Source organism: Streptomyces pristinaespiralis, from assembly GCF_001278075.1.
Taxonomy (GTDB): Bacteria; Actinomycetota; Actinomycetes; order Streptomycetales; family Streptomycetaceae; genus Streptomyces; species Streptomyces pristinaespiralis.
Genome location: NZ_CP011340.1, coordinates 226368 through 248732 on the forward strand (window position 1 = coordinate 226368; position 22365 = coordinate 248732).

The window sequence follows — 22365 nt, forward strand, 5'->3', positions numbered from 1 at the left end:
TGTGTCTCCGATCGTTCAGTGGCCGGCCTGCGGCGTGTCGCGCTGTGCCAGCGTCCGGGCGACGGCGCCCAGGGCCTCGGGCCGGGCCAGGCCGGCATGGTCGGTGTCCAGGTGGTGCTCCTCGATCCGCCCGGTGACGTAGGGGCGCCAGTTGCCGGGGGTGAGCGCCGGGTCGTGGTGGCCGGCGGCGGCGGCGAAGAACACCATGTCGCCGGTGAACCGCCGGGGCCGGAAGTTCTGGATGAGGCGCGTGTTGTTGAGGAAGACGGTGACCATGCGGCCGACCGCGTCGTCGTCGAGGTTGCCCAGGGCGCTGCCGCTGTCGCGCAGCTTCTCGAGCACGGCGGCCCGTTGGAGGGGGGCGTCGCCGAAGGCCTGGGCCCGGTCGACGCCGGCGGCGTTGAGGAGGATCGCCAGGACCTGTTCCTCGCCGACCTCGTGCTCGGTGCCGTCGTAGGCGTCGGGGTAGCCGTCGAGGACGGCCAGCAGGCTCACTTCGGCGCCCTCGGCCTGCAGGCGGGCGGCGACGGCGTGGGCGACGAGGCCGCCGAAGGACCAGCCGAGGATCTCGTAGGGGCCCTCGGGCACCGTTTTGCGGATCTGTTCTGCGTAGTCGCGGGCCATGGCGTCGATGTCGTCGGGCAGTGGCTCGGGGCGGGCCAGGCCGCGTGCCTGGAGGGCGTACAGGGGCTGTTCGCGGTCGGTGTGGCGCAGCAGTGCGGAGTAGACCCAGCCGAAGCCGCCGGCGGGGTGGACGCAGAACAGGGGGGCGCGGCTGCCGCCGGTGCGCAGCGGCAGCACCACGCCGAAGGGGTCGTGGCCCGTGTCGGCGCCGTCGATGCGGGCGGCGAGGGCGGCGACGGTCGGCGCCTCGAAGAGGGTGCGTACGCCGATGTCGGCGCCGAGGACGGTCTTGACGCGGCCGACGAGGCGGGTGGCGAGCATGGAGTGGCCGCCGAGTTCGAAGAAGTTGTCGTCGGTGCCGACCCGGGGGGCGCCGAGGACCTCGGCGAACAGGCCGCACAGGATTTCCTCGCGGGGGCCGCGGGGCGGGCGTCCGGCGCCGCCGCCCCAGTCGGGTTCGGGCAGTGCGTCGCGGTCGAGTTTGCCGTTGGGCGTGACGGGCAGGGCGGGCAGCGCGACGAACGCGGCGGGGACCATGTAGTCGGGCAGTTGGGTCTCGAGGCCGGCGCGCAGTTGTTCGGCGGTGGTGTCGCCCGCGTCGGGGGCGGTGACGAGGTAGGCGACGAGGACCTTGTCGCCGGCCCGGCCGGGGCGGGCGACGACGGCGGCGCGGGTGACGTCGGGGTGGGCGGCGAGCGCGGTCTCGATCTCGCCGGGTTCGATGCGGAAGCCGCGGATCTTGACCTGCTGGTCGGCGCGGCCGCAGAAGTGGAGGACGCCGTCGGCGTCGCGGCGGGCCAGGTCGCCGGTGCGGTACATGCGGCCGCCCGTGTCGCCGAACAGGTGGGCGTGCGGGTCGGCGGTGAAGCGTTCCGCGGTGCGGGCGCTCTGGTCCCAGTAGCCGCGGGCGAGGCCGGCGCCGGCGATGTACAGCTCGCCGGTGACGCCGGGCGGTACGGGCCGCAGCCGTTCGTCGAGGACGTAGGCGCGGGTGTTGTCCAGCGGCCGGCCGATGGGGACGGCGGGCGGGATGCGGCGGGGGTCGGTGAACGGCAGCCAGGTGCAGCCCAGGGTGGTCTCGGTCGGCCCGTAGAGGGTCTTGACGACGGTGCCGGGGCAGGCTTCGAGGACGCGGCGCACGGCGGTGGGAGAGACGACGTCGCCGCCGGTCCACACGTCCTTGACGCCGGTGAAGACCTCCGGTGCCTCGTCGGCGATCACGCCGAGCAGGCCGGCGGTCAGCAGCAGCGAGGTGACGCCGTGGGCGGCGAGGGTGCGCTGCAGGACGGCCGCGTCGATGTCGCCGCGGGGTGCGACGACGATCCGCCCGCCGGCCAGCAGCGGGGCGAACAGTTCGAAGGTGGAGATGTCGAAGGCGTACGGGGAGTGCATCAGGACGCGGGAGCCGGTGTCCAGGTCCCAGCAGCGGTCGGCGGCCAGGGCGATGGCGTCGCGGTGGGTGATGCCGATGCCCTTGGGGGTGCCGGTCGAGCCGGAGGTGAACATGATGTAGGCGAGCTGGTCGGGCCGCACGGTGACGTCCGGGGCGGTGGTGTCCTGCTCGCCGGCCGTGGTGTCCTCGTCGACGGTGAGGGCGGGGGTGTCCAGGCGGGCCGCGGTGGCGGCGTGGTGGGTGTCGGTGAGCAGCAGGGCCGCTTCGGTGTCGGCGAGGACGTGCCGCATCCGGTCGACGGGATAGCCGGTGTGCAGGGGCACGTACACGCCGCCGGCCTTGAGGATCGCGAGGGTGGTGACGACGAGCTGGGCGGAGCGTTCGGCGAGGACGGCGACGCGGGTCTCCGCGGTGACGCCGCGGCGGATCAGGTGGCGGGCCAGGCGGTTGGCGCGGGCGTCGAGTTCGCTGTAGGTGATCAGGGTGCCGCCGGCTTCGGTGACGGCGACCGCGTGCGGGGTGCGGGCGGCCTGTTCGGCGATGCGGCGGGGCAGGCAGGCGTCGGCGGTGCGCCGGCCGCGGGGGTGGTCGGTGTCGTTCCAGCCGGTGAGGACGCGGGCGTGGTCGTCGGCGTCGAGGATCGGCACGTCGGCGACGGTGCGGCCGGGGTCGGCGGCGACGGCGCGCAGGAAGGTGATGAGCCGGTCGGTGAGTGCTTCGGCGGTGGTGCGGTCGAACAGGTCGGTGCTGTATTCGAGGACGGCGTCGATGCCGTGGGGTTCGCCGTCGGGGCCGTGCCGTTCCGCCAGGTTGAAGGTGAGGTCGAACTTGGCGGCGCCGAGGGTGACGACCTCGGGGCGGGCGGTGAGTCCGGGCAGTTCGAGGACGGCTTCGGGGGTGTTCTGCAGGGCCAGCAGGACCTGGAAGAGGGGGTGGCGGGACAGGGAGCGGCCGGGTGCCGCGTCCTCGACGAGCTTTTCGAAGGGCACGTCCTGGTGGGCGTAGGCGGCGAGGTCGAACTCGCGTACCCGGTCGAGGAGTTCGCGGAAGGTGGGGTTGCCGGAGGTGTCGGTGCGCAGGACGAGGGTGTTGACGAAGAAGCCCACCAGGTCGTCGAGGGCGTCGTCGGTGCGGCCGGCGATGGGGCTGCCGAGGGGGATGTCGGTGCCGGCGCCGTGCCGGGTGAGTACGGCGGCGACCGCGGCCTGGAGGACCATGAAGAGGCTGGCGCCGCCGGTGCGGGCGAGGTGCAGCAGCTCGCGGTGCAGGTCGGCGTCGAGGGTGCGGAAGACGGCTTCGCCGCGGTGTGCGGGGGTGGCGGGCCGGGGCCGGTCGGCGGGGAGCTGGATCTCCTCGGGCAGGCCGGCGAGGGCGTCCTTCCAGTGGGCGCTCTGCCGGCTGATGGTGCTGTCGGGGTCGTTCTCGTCGCCGAGGAGGGCGTGCTGCCACAGGGTGTAGTCGGCGTACTGGACGGGCAGCGGCGCGAAGTCGGGGGCGTGGCCGTCGCGGCGGGCGGCGTAGGCGGTGACCAGGTCGCGGGCGAGGGGGGCGAGCGACCAGCCGTCGCCGGCGATGTGGTGCAGCAGCAGGAGCAGGACGTGCTCGTCCTCGGCGAGGCGGAACAGGGTGGCGCGCAGCGGCAGTTCGGTGGTGAGGTCGAAGCAGTGGCGGGCGGCGGCGGCCAGTTCCGTGGCGAGGTCGTCCTGCGTGGTGTCCCGCGGGTGCAGTGCGGGGCGGGCGGCGCCGGGGTCGAGGACGAGCTGGTGGGGGCTGCCGTCGTCGCCTTCGGGGAAGACGGTGCGCAGGGTTTCGTGGCGGGCCACGAGGTCGGCGAGGGCGGCGGTCAGCGCGGCGGTGTCGAGGGTGCCGGACAGGCGCAGTCCGACGGGCATGTTGTAGCCGGGGTCGCCGCCGGTGAGGCGGCCGAGGAACCACAGGCGGCGCTGGGCGTAGGACAGCGGGAGCCGCTCGGGGCGCTCGGCGGGGGTGAGGGCGGGCCGGGCGCCGGACGCCTGGTCGAGCCGCTCCCCCAGTCCGGCGACGGTGGGCGCCTCGAACAGGTCGCGCAGGGTGATCTCGGCGCCCAGGGCGGTGCGGATGCGGGAGATGAGGCGGGTGGCGAGCAGCGAGTGGCCGCCGAGGTCGAAGAAGTTGTCGTCGATGCCGGCCCGTTCGGTGCCCAGCACCTCGGCGAACAGGCCGCACAGGATCTCCTCGCGCACGGTGCGCGGGGCGCGCCCGGCGGCGGGGGCGTCCGGTGCGGGCAGGGCGGCCCGGTCGAGTTTGCCGTTCACGGTGAGCGGCAGCGCCTCGAGGCGGACGTAGGCGGTGGGGACCATGAAGTCGGGCAGGCGGGCGGCCAGGTGCTCGCGTACGCCGGTCAGGTCGCGGTCCGCGGTGGTGACGACGTAGGCGACGAGGCGGTCGCCGTGCGCGAGGACCGCTGCCTGGGTGATGCGGGGGTGGGCGGTGAGGGCGGCCTCGACCTCGCCGGGCTCCACGCGGAAGCCGCGGATCTTGACCTGGTGGTCGGCGCGGCCGGCGAACTCCAGCTCGCCGCGGGTGTTCCAGCGGCCGAGGTCGCCGGTGCGGTACATGCGGGCGCCGGGCCGTGGGGCGTAGGGGTCGGCGACGAAACGCTCGGCGGTGGTGCGCGGGCGGTGCAGGTAGCCGCGGGCGACGCCGGCGCCGGCCAGGTACAGCTCGCCGGTGACGCCCGGCGGGACGGGGCGCAGTGCGCTGTCCAGGACGTACACGCGGTCGTGGTCGACGGGCCGGCCGATGGGTGCGGAGGGGGGCCAGTGGGCGGGATCAGCGGCCAGGGTGTGGGTGGTGACGGCGTGGGTCTCCGCGGGGCCGTACACGTTGTGCAGGCGCCGGCCGGGTACGGCGGCCGTGAAGGCGCGTACCCGTTCGGTGGGGGCGAGGGCCTCGCCGCCCTGGAGGATGTCGGTGAGGTCCGGCAGGGTGCGGCCGGCCTCCGCGGCGGCCTCCGCGAGGGCCTCGATGACGAGGTTCGGCGCGAACAGTTCGTTGATCTGCTGTGTCTCGAGCCAGCCGGCCAGCAGTTCGGCGCTGTGGCGGACCTCTTCCGAGGGCACGGCGAGGGTCTTGCCCATGACGAGCGGGGAGAGGATCTCCTGCACCGAGAAGTCGAAGCCGATGGCGGTGAACTGGGCGGTGCGCACCCCGGTGCCGCCGGGGAAGCGGCGGGCGTGCCAGGTCAGCAGGTTGGCCAGGCCGGCGTGGGGCATGACGACGGCCTTGGGGGTGCCGGTGGAGCCGGAGGTGTGGATGACGTACGCCGGGTGTTCGGGCCGTAGCGGCGCCGTGCGGTCGGCGTCGGTGAGGTCGGTGTCCCGGTAGGCGCCCAGGTCGTCGGGCAGGCGGTCGAGGACGGTCACCGGGCGGGCGTCCTCGATCATGAACGCGATGCGTTCGGCCGGGTAGGAGATGTCGACGGGCAGGTAGGCGGCGCCGGTCTTGAGGACGGCGAGCAGTGCGACGTACAGGTCGAGGGAGCGCGGCATGCGCAGGGCGACGATCTGTTCGGGTCCGGCGCCGAGGGTGATCAGGTGGCGGGCGAGCCGGTTGGCGCGGGCGTGGAGTTCGGCGTAGGTCAGCCGGCCGTCGTCGTGGACCAGGGCCACGGCGTCGGGGGTGCGCGCCGCCTGGCGTTCGAGGAGTTCGGTGACGGGTGTGCGGGCGGCGCCGTCGCCGCCGGGTGTGGTGTTCCAGTCCTGAAGGACGCGGTGGCGTTCGGCGGGGTCGAGGAGTTCGACGCGGCCGACGGTGAGCCCGGGGTCGTCGGCGACGGCGGCCAGGAGCCGCAGCAGCCGGTCGACGAGCGCCTGGGCGGTGGTGCGGTCGAACAGGTCGGTGGCGTATTCCAGGGCGGCCTGGATGCCGCCGGGCCGGCCGTCGCCGGTGCGGAGTTCGACCATGCTCAGGTGCAGGTCGAACTTGGCGACGCCGACGCCGACGGGCAGGGCCCGGGCGTCGAGGCCGGGCAGGGCGAGGCGGGCCTCGCCGCTGTTCTGGAAGGCGAGCATCACCTGGAAGAGGGGGTGGCGGGACAGGGAGCGTTCGGGTCGCAGCTTCTCGACGAGCTTCTCGAAGGGGACGTCCTGGTGGGCGTAGGCGGCGAGGTCCGACTCGCGTACGCGCTGGAGGAGTTCGCGGAAGGTGGGGTCGCCGGAGGTGTCGGTGCGCAGCACGAGGGTGTTGACGAAGAAGCCCACCAGGTCCTCGAGGGCGTCGTCGGTGCGGCCGGCGATGGGGCTGCCGAGGGGGATGTCGGTGCCGGCGCCGTGCCGGGTGAGCAGGGCGGCGAACGCGGCCTGGAGCACCATGAAGAGGCTGGCCCGGCCTTCGGTGGCGAGGGCGTTGAGCCGCTGGTGCAGGTCGGGGTCGACGGCGAACGGCACGGTGTCGCCGCGGTGGGTGGCGACGGCGGGCCGGGGCCGGTCGCAGGGCAGTTGCAGTTCCTCGGGGAGGTCGTCGAGGGCGCCGGCCCAGTACGCCAGCTGGCGGGCGTGGCGGCTGGTGGGGTCGTCCTCGTCGCCGAGGAGGTCGCGCTGCCACAGCGCGTAGTCGGCGTACTGGACGGGCAGCGGCGGCAGGTCGGGGGCGCGTCCGGCGAGGCGGGCGGCGTACGCGTCGCCGAGGTCGCGGGCGAGCGGCGGCCAGGACCAGCCGTCGCCGGCGATGTGGTGCATCAGCAGCAGCAGGACGTGCTCGTCCTCGGCGAGGCGGAACAAGGTGGCGCGCAGCGGCAGTTCGCGGGCGAGGTCGAAGCCGCGGCGGGCGGCGCGCGTGAGGTCGGCCTCGAGGGTCTGTGCGGTGGTGTCGGCGGTCTCGAAGTGGGGGCGGACGTCGTGCAGGACGTGCTGGCGCGGGACGCCGCCGCTCTCGGGGTAGACGGTGCGCAGCGCTTCGTGGCGGGCGGTGACGTCGGCGAGCGCGGCGCGCAGCGCGGCGGTGTCCAGGGTCCCGGTCAAACGCAGGCTCATGGGGATGTTGTAGGTGGGGCCGGGGCCCTCCATGCGGTGCAGGAACCACAGCCGGTACTGGGCGAAGGACAGCGGCACCTCGGCGGGGCGGGTGCGGGCGGTGAGCGGCGGGCGGGCCTCCTGGGCGCCGTCGACGCGTTCGGCGAGCGCGGCGACCGTCGGCGCCTGGAACAGGTCGCGGACGGCGAGTTCGGCGCCCAGGACGCTGCGGATGCGGCTGAGCAGCCGGGTCGCGAGCAACGAGTGGCCGCCCAGGTCGAAGAAGCTGCGGTCGATGCCGACCGCCGGCAGGCCCAGCACCTCGGCGAACAGGGTGGACAGGATCTCCTCGCGGCGGGTGCGGGGTGCCTGGCCGGCCGCGTCCTCGCCGCGGTCGGGGGCGGGCAGCGCGTCGCGGTCGAGTTTGCCGTTGGCGCTCAGCGGCAGGCGGTCGAGCAGGACGTAGGCGGCGGGCGCCATGTGGGCGGGCAGCCGCTGGGCGACGAGGTCGCGCAGTTCGCCGACGAGGGCGGCGTCCTGCTCGGCGCGGGCCGGGTCGTTGGCGAGCGGTCCCTGCCGGCCGGTGCGGGGGCGGTAGGCGGTGCCGTCGCCCGCGTAGGCGTCGAAGGTGTCGTCGTCGTGGCCCCAGGTGCACACGGCGCCCAGCGCGTACACGTCGTGGGGGTCGAGTGCGCCGGCCGGGGCGGGGGCTTCGAGCCGGGCGCAGGCGTCGGCCGCCGATCCGCGTTCGAGGGCTTGTGCGGCGCGTGTCTCGCCGGTGAGGCGGGCGTTGGGGATGCCGGTGACGCGCACGGGGCGCGGGCCGGAGAGGACGCGGGCGAGTTCGCCGGCGGTGTCGAGGTCGGTGCCCCAGCGCAGGACGGTCTCCGCCGGGGCGGGGCTGTCGCCGCCGCGGTGGAGGGTGACGTCGTAGCGGTGGCGGCTCATCTCGTTGTGGTGGGCGGCCGTGCGCAGGGTGATGTCGGCGCGGGTCAGGTGCGGGTCGCGGTCGACGAGGTCGGTGAAGAAGTCGGGGTCGAGCAGGAGTTCCTTCTCCGTGGCCAGTGACTGTTCGACGGCGCGGCGTACGGCCGCGGGGTCGGCGAAGGGGCCGGCGCGGCGCAGTTCGACGGCGGTGCGGAAGGCGTGCAGGGTGCGCAGGTTGCGGATGTCGCCGAGGAAGATCGTGCCGCCGGGGGCCAGCAGTTCGGCGGCCCGGTGGAGGATGCCGGCGAGGTAGCGGGCGTCGGGGAAGTACTGGGCGACGGAGTTGAGGACGATCGTGTCGAAGCGGCCCTTGGGCAGGTCGTCCGTCTCGTGTGCGGCGCGGGCGTCCACGGTGACCTTGTCCGCCAGGTCGGGGCGGCCGGCGAGGTGGGCCGCCAGCCTGGCGACGACGCTGCGGGAGAGGTCGGTGCCCCGGTACTCCTCGGTGTGGGGGGCGACCTGGGACAGGATCAGGCCGGTGCCGCAGCCGATCTCCAGGACCCGCCGGGGGCGCAGGGCGAGGACGCGGTCGACGGTGGCGGCGCGCCACTCGCGCATCTCCTCCAGGGGGATCTCCTCGGCGGTGTAGCTGCTGTTCCAGCCGGAGAAGTCCTCGCCGAAGGCGCGGCCGGGTTCGGCCTCGTAGAGGGAGTCGTAGGTCTGCTGCCAGCGGTCGACCTGGCCGGTGCCCAGGTCCTGGTCCGGTGCGGCGTGGTGGGTGGTGTCGCGCGTCAGGTAGGCGACGAGCTGTTTGTCGCCCGGGGTGTCCTCGCGGGCGATCACGGCGCCGGCGGCGACGGCCGGGTGGGCGGTCAGGACGGTCTCGATCTCGCCGGGTTCGATGCGGAAGCCGCGGATCTTGACCTGCTGGTCGGCGCGGCCGGCGAAGTGCAGCCGGCCGTCGGCGTCCAGGCGTGCCAGGTCGCCGGTGCGGTACATGCGGGTGCCGGTCTCGCCGAACAGCAGGGCGTAGGGGTCGGGCACGAAGCGCTGCGCGGTCAGGGCGGGGCGGTGCAGGTAGCCGCGGGCGACGCCGGCGCCGGAGACGTACATCTCGCCGGTGACGCCGGGCGGTACGGGGCGCAGCCGTTCGTCCAGGACGTAGACGCGGGCGTGGGCGACGGGGCGGCCGATGGGCGGGGCGCCGTCGCCGGTGGCGGGCTCGCTCATGGTGGCGCACACGGTGGTCTCGGTCAGTCCGTAGGCGTTGACCATGCGGCGGCCGGGTGCGAAGCGGGCGGCCTGGTCGGGGGCGGTGGCGTCGCCGGCGACGATGAGGTCGGTGCCGGGCGGCAGGGCGCCGTCGGGCAGGGCGGGCAGGGCGGAGGGCGGCAGGGCGATCAGGGTGATGTGCCGGTCGTGGACGAGGCGGGCCAGCGACGGGCCGGGCAGCAGGTCGTCGGCGTCGGCCAGGACGAGTCCGGCGCCGGTGAGCAGCGCGGAGGTCAGCTCCCACACGGCGGCGTCGAAGCTGATGGAGGCGAAGTTCAGGACGCGGCTGTGGGTGCCCAGTCCGAAGGCGGCGGCCTGGGCGGGGACGGTCGCGGCGAGTGAACGGTGGGCGACGACGACGCCCTTGGGCGCCCCGGTGGAGCCGGAGGTGTAGATGACGTAGGCGGGGTGGGCGGGCAGCAGCGGCGCGCTGCGGTCGGCGTCGGTGAGGCGGCTGTCGGCGTATGCCGCCAGCGTGGTGTCGTCGGGGATCGCGTCGACGACGAGGGCGGGGCGGGCGTCGGCGCGCATGTGGGCGATGCGCTCGGGCGGGTAGTCCGGGTCGACGGGCAGGTAGGCGGCGCCGGACTTCCACACCGCGAGCACGGCGGTGACCAGGTCGAGGGAGCGGGGCAGTTGGAGGGCGACGATCTGCTCCGGGCCGGCGCCGAGGGCCACGAGGTGGCGGGCGAGCCGGTTGGCGCGGGCGTCGAGTTCGGCGTAGGTCAGGGAGCGGTCCCCCATGACCAGGGCGGTGGCGTCGGGGGTGGCGGCGGCCTGCTGTTCGAACAGGGCGGTGAGGGTGCGCTCCTCGGGCAGCGGGCCGTCGGTGGTGTTGAGGCCGACGAGGAGACGGTGGCGCTCGGTGGCGTCCAGCAGGTCGACGGAGCCGATGGTGCGCTCCGGGTCGTCGGCGACGGCGTCCAGCAGGCGCACCAGGCGGCTGCCGAGGGCTTCGACCGTGCCGCGTTCGAAGAGTTCGGTGCTGTACTCCCAGTCGCCGCGGATGCCGGCGCGGGTGCCGTCGGCGGTGTGCTCCTCGATGACGGCGAGGCCGAGGTCGAACTTGGCGAAGCCGACGCGGACCGGTTCCGCGGCCACGTCCAGGCCCGGCAGGGCCAGGTCGGCGGCGGGCATCGACTGCAGCGCCAGGACGACCTGGAAGAGCGGGTTGCGGGCCAGGGAGCGCTCGGGGTTGACCTCTTCGACGAGCTTTTCGAACGGCATGTCCTGGTGCGTGTAGGCGGCGAGGTCGAACTGCCGCACGCGTGCGACGAGTTCGCGGAAGGTGGGGTCGCCGGAGGTGTCGGTGCGCAGGACGAGGGTGTTGACGAAGAAGCCCACCAGGTCGTCGAGGGCGTCGTCGGTGCGGCCGGCGACGGGGCTGCCGACGGGGATGTCGGTGCCGGCGCCGTGCCGGGTGAGCAGGGCGGCGAACGCGGCCTGGAGCACCATGAACAGGCTGCTGTCGCAGGCCTTGGCGAGCGCGGTCAGCTTCTCGTGGAGGCCGGCGTCGATGTGGAAGGGCACGGTGGCGCCGCGGTGGGTGGCGACGGCGGGCCGGGGGTGGTCGCAGGGCAGTTCCAGGTGCGCGGGCCGGCCCTCGAGTGCCTGGCGCCAGTGGGCGAGCTGGGCGGCCTGGAGGCTGGTGGGGTCGTCGGCGTCGCCGAGGAGGCCGCGCTGCCACAGGGTGTAGTCGGCGTACTGGACGGGCAGCGGTGCGAAGCCGGGGGCGTGGCCGTCGCGGCGGGCGGCGTAGGCGGCGGCGAGGTCGCGGGTGAGCGGGGCGAGCGACCAGCCGTCGCCGGCGATGTGGTGCAGCAGCAGGAGCAGGACGTGCTCGTCCTCGCCGAGGCGGAACAAGGTGGCACGCAGCGGCAGTTCGGTGGTGAGGTCGTAGGGCCGTGCGGTGGCCTCCGCGAGCTGTTCGGCGAGCCGGTGCTCCTCGGTGTGGACGACCGTGAGGGCGGGTGTGGCGTCCGCGGGGGCGACGATGTGCTGGTAGGGCTCGCCGTCGTGGCTGGGGTAGCGGGTGCGCAGGGTTTCGTGGCGGGCCACGAGGTCGGCGAGCGCGGCGCGCAGTGCGGCGGTGTCGAGGGTGCCGGACAGGCGCAGCGCGAGGGGGATGTTGTAGGTGCTGTTGGGGCCGTCGAGGCGGCCGAGGAACCACAGGCGGCGCTGGGCGTGCGACAGCGGGAGCCGCTCGGGGCGCTCGGCGGGGGTGAGGGCGGGCCGGGCGCCGGACGCCTGGTCGAGCCGCTCCCCCAGTCCGGCGACGGTGGGCGCCTCGAACAGGTCGCGCAGGGTGATCTCGGCGCCGAGGACGGTGCGGATGCGGGAGATGAGGCGGGTGGCGAGCAGCGAGTGGCCGCCGAGGTCGAAGAAGTTGTCGTCGATGCCGACGCGGGGCAGCTTCAGCACGGCGGCGAACAGGGTGGTGAGGATCTCCTCGCGCGGTGAACGCGGGGTGCGCTGCACGGCGGTGGTGCTCTGCGGTGCGGGCAGGGCGGCCCGGTCGAGCTTGCCGTTGGGGGTCAGCGGCAGGGCGTCCAGGGCGACGATCGCGGCGGGCACCATGAAGTCGGGCAGGGTGCGGGCCAGCCGGCTGCGCACGGCGGCCGCGTCGAGGCCCTCGCCGGCGGGGACGGCGTAGGCGACGAGGCGTTTGTCGCCGGGCCGGTCCTCGCGGACGACGACGGCGGCGCGGGCGACGGCGGGCAGGTCGGTGAGGGCGGCCTCGATCTCGCCGGGTTCGATGCGGAAGCCACGGATCTTGACCTGGTGGTCGGCGCGTCCGGCGAACTCCAGTTCGCCGCGGGTGTTCCAGCGGCCGAGGTCGCCGGTGCGGTACATGCGGGCGCCGGGGCTCGGGGCGTAGGGGTCGGCGACGAAACGCTCGGCGGTCAGCACGGGGCGGTTCAGGTAGCCGCGGGAGACGCCGGCGCCGGCCAGGTACAGCTCGCCGGTGACGCCCGGCGCGACCGGGCGCAGTGCGCTGTCCAGGACGTACACGCGGGCGCCGGAGACGGGCCGGCCGAGGGGGGCGTGCTCGCTCCAGGCGGCCGGGTCCTCGGGCAGGGCGGTGCCGGTCATCACATGGGTCTCTGCGGGCCCGTAGTGGTTGTGCAGTTGCCTGCCGGGCACGGCGGCGGCGAACTCGCGCACGGTGCGGGTGAGGGTGAGGGCCTCGCCGGCCTGGGCGATGTGGCGCAGGGCGGGCAGGGTGCGGCCGGCCTCCGCGGCGGCCTCCGCGAGGGCCTCGATGACGAGGTTCGGTGCGTACAGCTCGCTGACGTGCTGTTCGTCCAGCCAGGCGGCCAGCTGTTCGGCGCTGCGGCGCACCTCTTGCGACGGTACGGCGAGGGTCTTGCCGTGCAGCCAGGTGGCGAGGATCTCCTGGGCGGCGACGTCGAAGCCGATGGTGGTGAACTGGGCGACGGGGGCGCCCGCCTCGCCGGGTATCTCGCGGCGGTGCCAGGCCAGCAGGTTGACCAGGGCGGCGCCGGGCATGACGACGGCCTTGGGGGTGCCGGTGGAGCCGGAGGTGTAGATGACGTACGCGGGGTGCGCGGGCAGCAGGGGCGCGGTGCGGTCGGCGTCGGTGAGGTCGGTGTCGTCGTAGCCGCTCAGGTCCTGGCCCGTGTCCTCGCCGGTGAGGACCACGGCGGGGCGGGCGTCGTCCATCATGAACGCGATGCGTTCGGCCGGGTAGGCGGTGTCGACGGGCAGGTAGGCGGCGCCGGTCTTGAGGACGGCGAGCAGCGCCACGTACAGGTCGAGGGAGCGTTCCAGCTTGACGGCGACGATCTGTTCGGGTCCTGCGCCGAGGGTGACCAGGTGGCGGGCGAGCCGGTTGGCGCGTGCGTTGAGTTCGGCGTAGGTCAGTGACCGGCCGCCCACGAGGAGGGCGGTGGTGTCGGGGGTGCGGGCGGCCTGTGCCTCGAAGAGGGCGGCGAGTGTGGCGTCCTCGGCGGGCAGGCCGGTGTCGTTGAACTCCTCGAGGACCTGGTGGCGTTCGGCGGCGGACAGCAGGTCGAGGCGGCCGACGGGCAGGTCGGCGCCGTGCTCCGCGATGTCGGTGAGGAGCGTGTCGAGGCGCTCGAGCAGCAGCCGGGCGCCCGCCTCGTCCAGGACGTCGCCCCGGTGGTCGAGGCGGAAGCGGAGACTCTCGCCGGGGATGGCGAGCAGGCTCAGCGGGTAGTGGGTGGCGTCGGAAACCTCGAAGCCCGCGAGGCGCAGTCCGCGGGCCTCGGCGCGCAGGACGGCCGGGTCGAGGGGGTAGTTCTCGAACACGACGACGGTGTCGAAGAGTTCACCGGTGCCGGTCGTGGAGCGGATGTCGGTGAGGGACAGGTGCCGGTGCTCGATGAGGGCGGCCTGTTCCCGCTGCACCCGGCCGAGCAGGTCGCCGAGTGTCTCGGCGGGCCGGACGCGGACGCGGACCGGCAGGGTGTTGATGAACATGCCGATGGTCGACTCGATGCCGGGTATCTCCGGCGGGCGGTGGGCGACGGTCGCGCCGAACACGACGTCGTCGCGGCCCAGTTGGCGGCCGAGCAGCAGTGCCCAGGCGCTTTGCACCAGGGTGTTGAGGGTGATGTTGCACGAGCGGGCCAGCGCGGTGAGCCCGGCGGTGGTCGCGGCGTCGATCTCGTGCCAGATCTGGCCGGGCAGGGCGGAGCCGTCGGCGGCGCCGCGGCCTGCTCCGGCGCCCGCGACGAGGCTCGGCTCCTCCAGGTCCGCGAGGGCGGTCCGCCACGCGGCGCGGGCGGCGTCGTCGTCACGGCCGGCGAGGTGGGCCAGGTAGGCGCGGTAGGGGGTGACGGGGGGCATGCCCGCGTCGTCGCCGCGCTGCCCGTAGAGGGTGAACAGCTCCCGTACGAGCAGCGGCATCGACCAGCCGTCGAGGAGCAGGTGGTGGGTGGTCAGGACGAGTTTGTGGTGGTCGGCGGCGAGGCCGAGCAGGGCGAAGCGGATCAGCGGCGGGGCGCCCGGGTCGAAGCGTTCGGCACGGTCGGCGGTGACGTACGCCTCGACGGCCCGCTCACGGTCGCTCTCGCCCAGTGCGGTGAAGTCGCGGGTGTGCCAGGGCAGCGGCACCTCGTTCGGCACGAACTGGACGGGCCGTTCGACGCCCTGCTGCCAGAACCCGGCGCGCAGGTTGGGGTGGCGGCGCAGCAGGGCCGCGGCGGCGGCCCGCAGGCCGTCCTCGTCGAGGGGGCCGCGCAGCTCGAAGACCATCTGGACGGTGTAGACGTCCGGGCCGTGGGTCTCGGCACCGTAGGTGACCTGGAAGAGGAGGCCTTCCTGGAGCGGGGACAGGGGCAGGACGTCGGCGAGTCCGGACCGGGTCATGGGGACACCTTCCACGCGGCTTCGAGCTGGTCGATCTGGTCCTGGCTGAGCTGGACCAGGGACAGGTCGGAGGGGGTGATGCCGCCCGCCTCCGGGCGTTCGGCATGAGTGACGAGTGCGTTCAGGGCGCGGAACCACGTCTCGCCCAGGTCGCGTACGGCCGGCTCGTCGAGGAGGCGGCCGGCGAAGGTCCAGGTGGCCTTCAGGCGGGGCCCGGCGGGCTCGTCGAGGGTGAGGGCGTTGACCTCGACGGCGTGTGCGAGGGGCAGGCGGGGGTCGGTGCCGTCGCCGATCGCCTCGGCGTCGGGGGCGGCGCTCCACAGGCCGTCGGCGCCCTCGGCGGGGAAGCGGCCCAGGTAGTTGAAGCCGAGCGGCGGGGTGCCGTACGGGGCGAGCGCGGCGAGGCTGCGGCCGGTGCGGGGGTCCAGGTGGCGCAGCAGGCCGTGGCCGATGCCGCCGTCGGGGATCTGCCGCAGGGCTTCCTTGATGCGTTTGACGGCTGTTCCCGCGGCGGGTCCGCCGGCGAGGGCGTCGGCCGCGTCGAGGGTGCCGAGGGCGAGCCGGACCGGGTAGAGGCTGGTGAACCAGCCGACGGTGCGGGAGAGTTCGGCGCCGCTGGTGCCCGGTTCGCGGCCGTGTCCTTCGACGTCGGTCAGGACGGCGTCGCTGTCGCCCAGTCCGCGGCGCCGTCGCCAGTCGGTGACGGCGAGCGCGAACGCGGTGAGCAGGATGTCGTCGACGCGGCCGTTGAACGCGGCGGGCGCGGTGGTCAGCAGCGCGGCCGTGGTGGTCGTGTCGAGGGTGAGGGTGAGGCCGCGGGCGGTGGCGGCGGTGTCGAGCCGGCCGTCGAGCGGCTGTGCGGTCACCGGTGGGCTGCCGGCCGCGAGCATCCCGGTCCACAGGGCCAGTTCGGCGGCCCGCTCGGGGCGCCCGGCCTGCTGCTCCAGGTGGTGGGCCCAGGCCCGGAAGGAGGTGGTGACGGGCGGCAGGGCGGGGGCGGCGGAGCCGGGGGCGGTGGCTTCCCAGGCGGCCTTCAGGTCGGGGAGCAGGATGCGCCAGGAGACGCCGTCGACGACGAGGTGGTGCAGGGTCAGCAGCAGACGGCCGGGGCGGTGGGGTCCTGCGTCGAGCCAGACGGCCTGCCCGCCGCGGCCGGCGAAGGGCGCGAGACGCTCGCGGGCGGCCGCGGCCTCGGCCGTGGTCAGGGCGGCGAGGGCCTGCTCGTCGAGGCCGGCGGCGTCCACGTGGCGCACCCAGTCCGCGGCGTCCACGGTGCCGGGCGCCTCGATCCGCATCGTCCAGTCGGCGTCGTCGCGGGAGAACACCGCGCGCAGTGCGTCGTGGTGGTCGATCAGTGTCTGCAGGGCGGCCACGAGCCGTTCCCGGTCCAGGCCGGCGGGGACGGTGACGGCCATCGTCTGGCTGAACGCGTCGACGGGGCCGCCGCGTTCGCGCAGCCAGTGCATGATCGGGGTGAGCGGTACGTCGCCGGTCGCGGCGACGGCGGCGGGTTCCTCGCGGGTGGTGTCGGCGAGCGTCTCGGCGACGGGTGCGAGCTGGGCGACGGTCTTGTGCTCGAAGATCTGCGCGGCGTTCAGCAGCAGTCCGGCGCGCCGGGCGCGGCCGACGAGCTGGATGACCATGATGCTGTCGCCGCCGCGGTCGAAGAAGCTGTCGTCGATGGAGACCTTCTCGATGCCGAGGACCTCGGCGAACAGCACGGCGAGGAGTTCCTCGCGGGGGGTGCGCGGGGCGCGGCCGGCGCTGTCGGCGGCGCCGAAGTCGGGGACGGGCAGGGCGCGGCGGTCGAGTTTGCCGTTGCCGGTCAGCGGCAGTGCGTCGAGGGGGACGAACGCGGCGGGCACCATGTAGTCGGGCAGCGCGGCGGCGACGTGCCGGCGCAGCACGGTGGCGTCGGCGGTGGCGCCGGGCGCGGGGACGACGTAGGCGACGAGGCGTTTGTCGCCGGGCCGGTCCTCGCGTACGAGGACGGCGCTCTGCGCGATGCCGGGGTGGGCGCCGAGGACGGATTCGATCTCGCCGAGTTCGATGCGGAAGCCGCGGACCTTGACCTGGTGGTCGGCGCGGCCGAGGAAGGTGAGGACGCCGTCGCGCCGCAGGCGCACCAGGTCGCCGGTGCGGTACATGCGCCCGCCGGGGGCGTAGGGGTCGGCGACGAACCGTTCGGCGGTCAGCTCGGGGCGGTTCAGGTAGCCGCGGGCGAGGCCCGAGCCGCCGATGTACAGCTCGCCGGTGACGCCGGGCGGTACGGGCCGCAGCCGGTCGTCCAGGACGTGGCAGGTGGTGTTGTCCAGGGGGGTGCCGATGGGGACGGTGGTCTCCTGCTGCCACGGGGCGCGCATGAAGTGGTGGGTGGCGAAGGTGGTGGTCTCGGTGGGGCCGTAGCCGTCGGCGACCATGGTCGAGGGGGAGGCGGCCAGCACCCGGGCGACAGCGGCCGGGGAGACGACGTCGCCTCCGGTCCACACCTCGCGCACGCCGGTGAAGCAGTGCGGGCTCTCCTCCGCGAGCAGGTTGAACAGGCCGGAGGTGAGCCACATGCCGGTGACGCCGCCGTCGACGATCGCCCGCTCGAGGGCGCGGGTGTCCAGGTCGCCGGGTGGTGCGACGACGACCGTCCCGCCGGACAGCAGCGGCACCCACAGTTCGTACTGGGAGGTGTCGAAGGAGTACGGGGAGTGCAGCAGGACCCGCTGCTGGTTGCCGGTGCGCCAGCAGGTGTCGGCGGCCAGGGCGGCGACGTCGCCGTGGGTGATGGCGACGCCCTTGGGGTTGCCGGTGGAGCCGGAGGTGTACATCACGTAGGCGAGCTGGTGCGGGTGCGCGGGCACCACGGGCAGCGGCTCGCCGCCGGTGGGCAGTTCGTCGACGACGAGGACGTCGGCGTCGCCCGCCCAGGAGCGGCACTCGTGCGCGGTGTCGGTGGCCCGGTCGGTGAGCAGGACCCGGGCCTTGACGTCGGCGGTGATCAGGCGCATCCGGTCGGCCGGGTAGCGGGTGTTGAGCGGCACGTAGAAGCCGCCCGCCTTGAGGACGGCGAGCAGGGACACGACCAGGTGCACCGAGCGCTGCTGGAGGACGGCGACGGCCGACTCGCGGCCGGCGCCGGCGGCGGCGAGCCGCCGGGCGAGGGCGCCGGAGCGGGCGTCGAGTTCGGCGTAGGTGAGTTCGGTGCCGTCGTCGCCGACGACGGCGACCGCATCGGGGGTGCGGCGGGCCTGGGCGGTGAAGAGTTCGGCGAGGCCGGCTCGCGGCACGGGCCGGGCGGTGTCGTTGAAGGCTGCCAGGCGGGCGTGTTCGGCCTCTTCGAGGAGGTCGTGGGAGCCGACCGGCGCCTGCGGGTCGGTGACGACGGCGTCGAGGAGCCGCAGCAGCCGGCCGGTGAGGGCTTCGGCGGTGGCCCGCTCGTACAGGGCGGTGTCGTACTCGAGGTCGCCGTCGATGCCGGCGAACTCCTCGCCGTCGCCGCGGTGTTCGACGAGGTTGAAGGTGAGGTCGAACTTGGCGACGCCGAAGTCGACGTCCTCGCGCCGCACGTCCAGGCCCTTCAGGTGTGCCCGGGCCTCGAAGTCCTGGTAGGACAGCACCACTTGGAACAGGGGGTGGCGGGCGGCGGACCGCTCGGGCTGGAGGCGTTCGACGACCCGGTCGAAGGGCACGTCCTGGTGGGCGTAGGCGGCCAGCGCGGTGGCGCGCACCCGGGCCAGCAGCTCGGTGAAGGTGGGATCGCCGGAGGTGTCGGCGCGCAGCACGACCGGGTTGACGAAGAATCCCACCAGGTCGTCGAGGGCGCTGTCGGGGCGGGAGGCGGTGGGGCAGCCGATGGGGATGTCGGTACCGGCGCCGAGGCGGGTGAGCAGGGCGGCGAGGGCGGCCTGGAGCACCATGTGGCAGGTGGCGCCGTGGGCGCGGGCGAACGTGTCGAGCCGGGCGTGCAGCTGCGGCGGGACGGCCAGGGGCACGGAGCCGCCGCGGTGTTCGGCGACGGGCGGGCGGGGGAAGTCGGCGGGCAGCTCGAGCTGGTCGGGCAGGCCGGCCAGGGTGCTCTCCCAGTGGGCGAGCTGGCGGGCGGCGAGGCTGTCGGGGTCGTGCTCGTCGCCGAGGAGTTCGCGCTGCCACACGGCGAAGTCGGCGTAGCTGACGGGCAGCGGCGGGAAGTCGGGGGCGCGGGCGGCGAGCCGGGCGGCGTAGGCGGTGGACAGGTCGCCGAGCAGGGGGCGCAGCGACCAGCCGTCGCCGGCGACGTGGTGCATCAGCAGCAGCAGCACGCTGTCCCCGCCGGGCAGGGTGAACAGGTGGGCCCGTATGGGGAGTTGGCAGTCGAGGTTGAACGGTTCGCGGGCGGCGGCGGTCAGGGCGGCGGGGAGCTGTTCGTCGTCGACGCGGGACTCGATGACCCAGGGGCGGGCCTGCTCGGGCGGCAGCAGCCGGGGGGTGACGCCGTGCTCGCCGCGCGGGTAGACGGTGCGCAGGCTCTCGTGCCGGACGACGACGTCGTAGAGGGCGGCGCGCAGCGCGGTGCGGTTCAAGGTGCCGGAAAGGCGCAGCGCGAGCGGCATGTTGTAGGTGGGTGCGGCGCCCTCGACCTCGCGCAGCACCCACATGCGGTGCTGGGCGTAGGAGGTGGGGCGGGGGCCGTCGCCGTGGTCCCTGGGCACGAGCGGCGGGCGGCCGGTGGCGGCGGTGCGCACCCGGGCGGCGAGGCCGGCGGGGGTGGGGGCCTCGAAGAGGTCCTGGATGGTGATCTCGGCGCCGAGGGTGTCGCGTACGGCGGCGATGAGGCGTCCGGCGAGCAGCGAGTGGCCGCCGAGGGTGAAGAAGTCGCTGTCCGCGCCCACCCGCGGGGTGCCGAGGGTGTCGGCGAAGATGCGGCGCAGGGCCGCCTCGCCGGGGTCGGCGGCCGGGGCGGGCTCGTCGGCGGTCTCGGGGGCGGGTGCCTGCGGGGCGGGCAGGGCCGCCCGGTCGAGTTTGCCGTTGGCGGTCAGCGGCAGCGCGGCGAGGAGCGTGAAGGAGGCGGGCAGGCTGTGCGCGGGCAGTTGCCCGGCCAGCAGGGCGCGCCAGCCGGCCACGTCGGGTTCGGTCCCGGGGGTGGGGACGGCGTAGGCGGCCAGCCGCAGGTCGCCGTGCCGGTCCTCGCGGACGACGGCGGCGGCCTGGGCGACGCCGGGGTGGGTGGCGAGGACGTTCTCGATCTCGCCGAGTTCGATCCGGAAGCCGCGGATCTTGACCTGGTCGTCGCCGCGGCCCAGGTAGGCGTACGTGCCGTCGTCGAGGTGGCGCACCAGGTCGCCGGTGCGATACATGCGGGTGCCGGGCGCCCCGTAGGGGTCGGCGGGGAACCGCTGGGCGGTCAGCGCGGGCCGGTTCAGGTAGCCGCGGGCCAGGCCCGCCCCGGCGACGTACAGCTCGCCGGTGAAGCCGGGCGGCACGGGCCGCAGGGCGGCGTCCAGGACGCGGGGGGTGAGGTCGGGGATGGGGCCGCCGAGCAGGGAGGGGGTGCCGGGGACGGCGTGGCCGGGGCCGAGGGGGGCGTGCGTGACGTGCACGGTGGTCTCGGTGATGCCGTACATGTTGACCAGGCGGGCGGCCGTGCCGCGGCGGGCGTACCAGTCGGCGAGACGGGCCACGTCGAGAGCCTCGCCGCCGAACACGACGTACCTGAGGGCCAGTTCGGGGGCGGCGGTACGGGCCCGGTCGGCGGCGTCGAGCTGGTGGAAGGCGGTCGGTGTCTGGTTGAGGACGGTGACCTTCTCGCGGGCCAGCAGGTCGAGGAAGTCCCCGGGCGAGCGGCTGACGTGGTACGGGACGACGACGAGCCGGCCGCCGTGCAGCAGGGCGCCCCAGATCTCCCAGACGGAGAAGTCGAAGGCGTAGGAGTGGAAGAGGGTCCACACGTCGTCGGGGCCGAAGCCGAACCAGTGGTCGGTGGAGGTGAACAGGCGCACCACGTTGCTGTGCGGGATCACGACGCCCTTGGGGCGGCCGGTGGAGCCGGAGGTGTAGATGACGTAGGCGGGGTGGGCGCCGTCCACGGCGGTACGCGGGGCGGTGTCCGGGTAGCCGGCGAGGTCCTCGGTCATCGCCTGCGGGTCGAGGACGAGGACGGGGGCCGCGTCCTCGAGCATCCAGGCCAGCCGGTCGGCCGGGTAGTCGGGGTCGAGCGGCAGGTAGGCGGCGCCGGATTTGAGGACCGCGAGCAGGGCGACGACCAGGTCGAGGGAGCGCGGCAGGGTGAGGGCGACGAGCCGTTCGGGGCCTGCGCCCTGCTCGACGAGCCGGTGGGCGAGGCGGTTGGCGCGGGCGTCGAGCTGCGCGTAGGTGAGGTGGTCTCCGTCGTGGCTGACGGCCACCGCGTGGGGGGTGGCCGCGGCGCGGGCGGCGAACAGGGTGTGCAGCGCGGGGCCGCCGGTGGTGGGCGCCGCGGCGGCGGGGGCGGCGGGGGCCGCCGCGTGGATCCGGCCGAGCGGCGTGTCCGGGCCCGCCTCGGCGAAGGCGCCCAGGAAACGGACGAAGCGCGCCAGATGGGCGTCGGTCTCGCTCTCGCCGTACACGGCCGCGTTGGCCTCGAGGTCGATCCGCGCGCCGGAGCCGTCGGGCTCCTCGTACACGGAGAACTTCAGGTCCTCCACGGGGCCGGTGGACACCGGGTGCACGGACGCCGCCGGGCCGCCGAAGTCCAGGGCGCGCCCGTAGGGCATGACGTTGACGACGGGGCCGTAGGCCCGTTCGCCGACCGCGCCGAGCTCGCGGCGCGCCTCCTCGTAGGGGTAGCGCTGGTGGCGCAGCAGCGGCTCGAGGGCGTCGCGCACGGAGGCGACCAGTTCGGCGAGCGGGGCGGCGGGGCGCGGTTCGACGTGCAGTGCGGGCACGTTGGCGACGGTGCCGGGCGCGCGGCGGGCGGCGGAGGTGCGGCGGGCGGTGACCGGCATGCCGAGGGTGACGGTCCGCTCCCCCGTCAGCCACTGGACGTAGGCGGCGACGGCGGCCGGGAAGGCGACCTGCCGGCCGGTCTCCGCGGCGCGGGCCACGGCGTCGAGTCCGGCGAGCACCTCGGGTCCGGCGGACGCGGTGCGGCGCAGCGCGCCCGGCGCTGCCGGGGCGGTGGTGCCGGCGAGGGTGACGGGCGTGTGGCGGGGGGTGGCGAGCCAGTGGGCGCGGTCCTGGGCGTAGGCGTCGGAGGCGCGCCAGTCGGCCTCGGCGGCGAGCAGGTCCCGTATGCCGGGCTCGGTGTCACCGGCTTCGGCGTCGCCTGCTTCGGCTCCGGCGCGGTAGGCGGCGGCCACGCGTTCGGCGACGAGGCGGAAGCCGTACCCGTCGAGGAGCAGGTGGTGCACGTGCTGGAACCAGCGGTGGCGGCCGGGGCCGAGGGTGAACAGCGCCTGGGTGAACAGGGGCCGGCCGCAGGTCACGTCGAGGGGCCGGGCGATGACGTCGCGCATCCAGGCGTCCGCGGCGGCCGCGGGGTCGTCCTCGGCGCTGACGTCGACGCGGTGCAGGGTGAAGGGGACGTCGTCGGCGACGGACTGGGTGACGGTCCCCTCGGCGTCGGTGTGGAAACGCAGCCGCAGGGCGTCGGTGCGGGCGACGGTGGCGCGCAGCGCCGCCTCGAAGCGGTCGGCGTCGAGGCCGCCGGTGAGTTCGACGTATTCGCCGGTGTTGAAGACGGGACTGTGCGGGTCCCGCGCCTGCGCGAACCAGATGCCGAGCTGGGCCGCCGTCAGCGGCAGACGCGCGTCGTCGGGAACGAGCACTCTTCCCCCAAGGTCCGGGCCGTCCGCGGCT

The 22365-nt window shown here is 74.9% G+C and carries 2 protein-coding genes; both read right to left on the bottom strand.

Features of this window, described 5'->3' with window-relative positions; translation table 11 throughout:
• Positions 1-15 precede the first annotated feature (15 nt).
• On the bottom strand, positions 16-14562 hold the full coding sequence (locus SPRI_RS00930; RefSeq protein WP_053556622.1) for a non-ribosomal peptide synthetase: 14547 nt from the start codon (positions 14560-14562) through the stop codon (positions 16-18).
• Entirely contained in the window at positions 14559-22334 is a 7776-nt protein-coding gene (locus tag SPRI_RS00935) for a non-ribosomal peptide synthetase (RefSeq protein WP_005321844.1), read from the bottom strand. Before SPRI_RS00935 ends, SPRI_RS00930 begins: the two co-directional genes overlap by 4 nt.
• Between the last annotated feature and the right edge of the window lie 31 nt (positions 22335-22365).

Bases quoted from the DNA above. Each gene is read 5' to 3' on its own strand.
- SPRI_RS00930 (WP_053556622.1), bottom strand. From the start codon at position 14,562: ATGACCCGGTCCGGACTCGCCGACGTCCTGCCCCTGTCCCCGCTCCAG.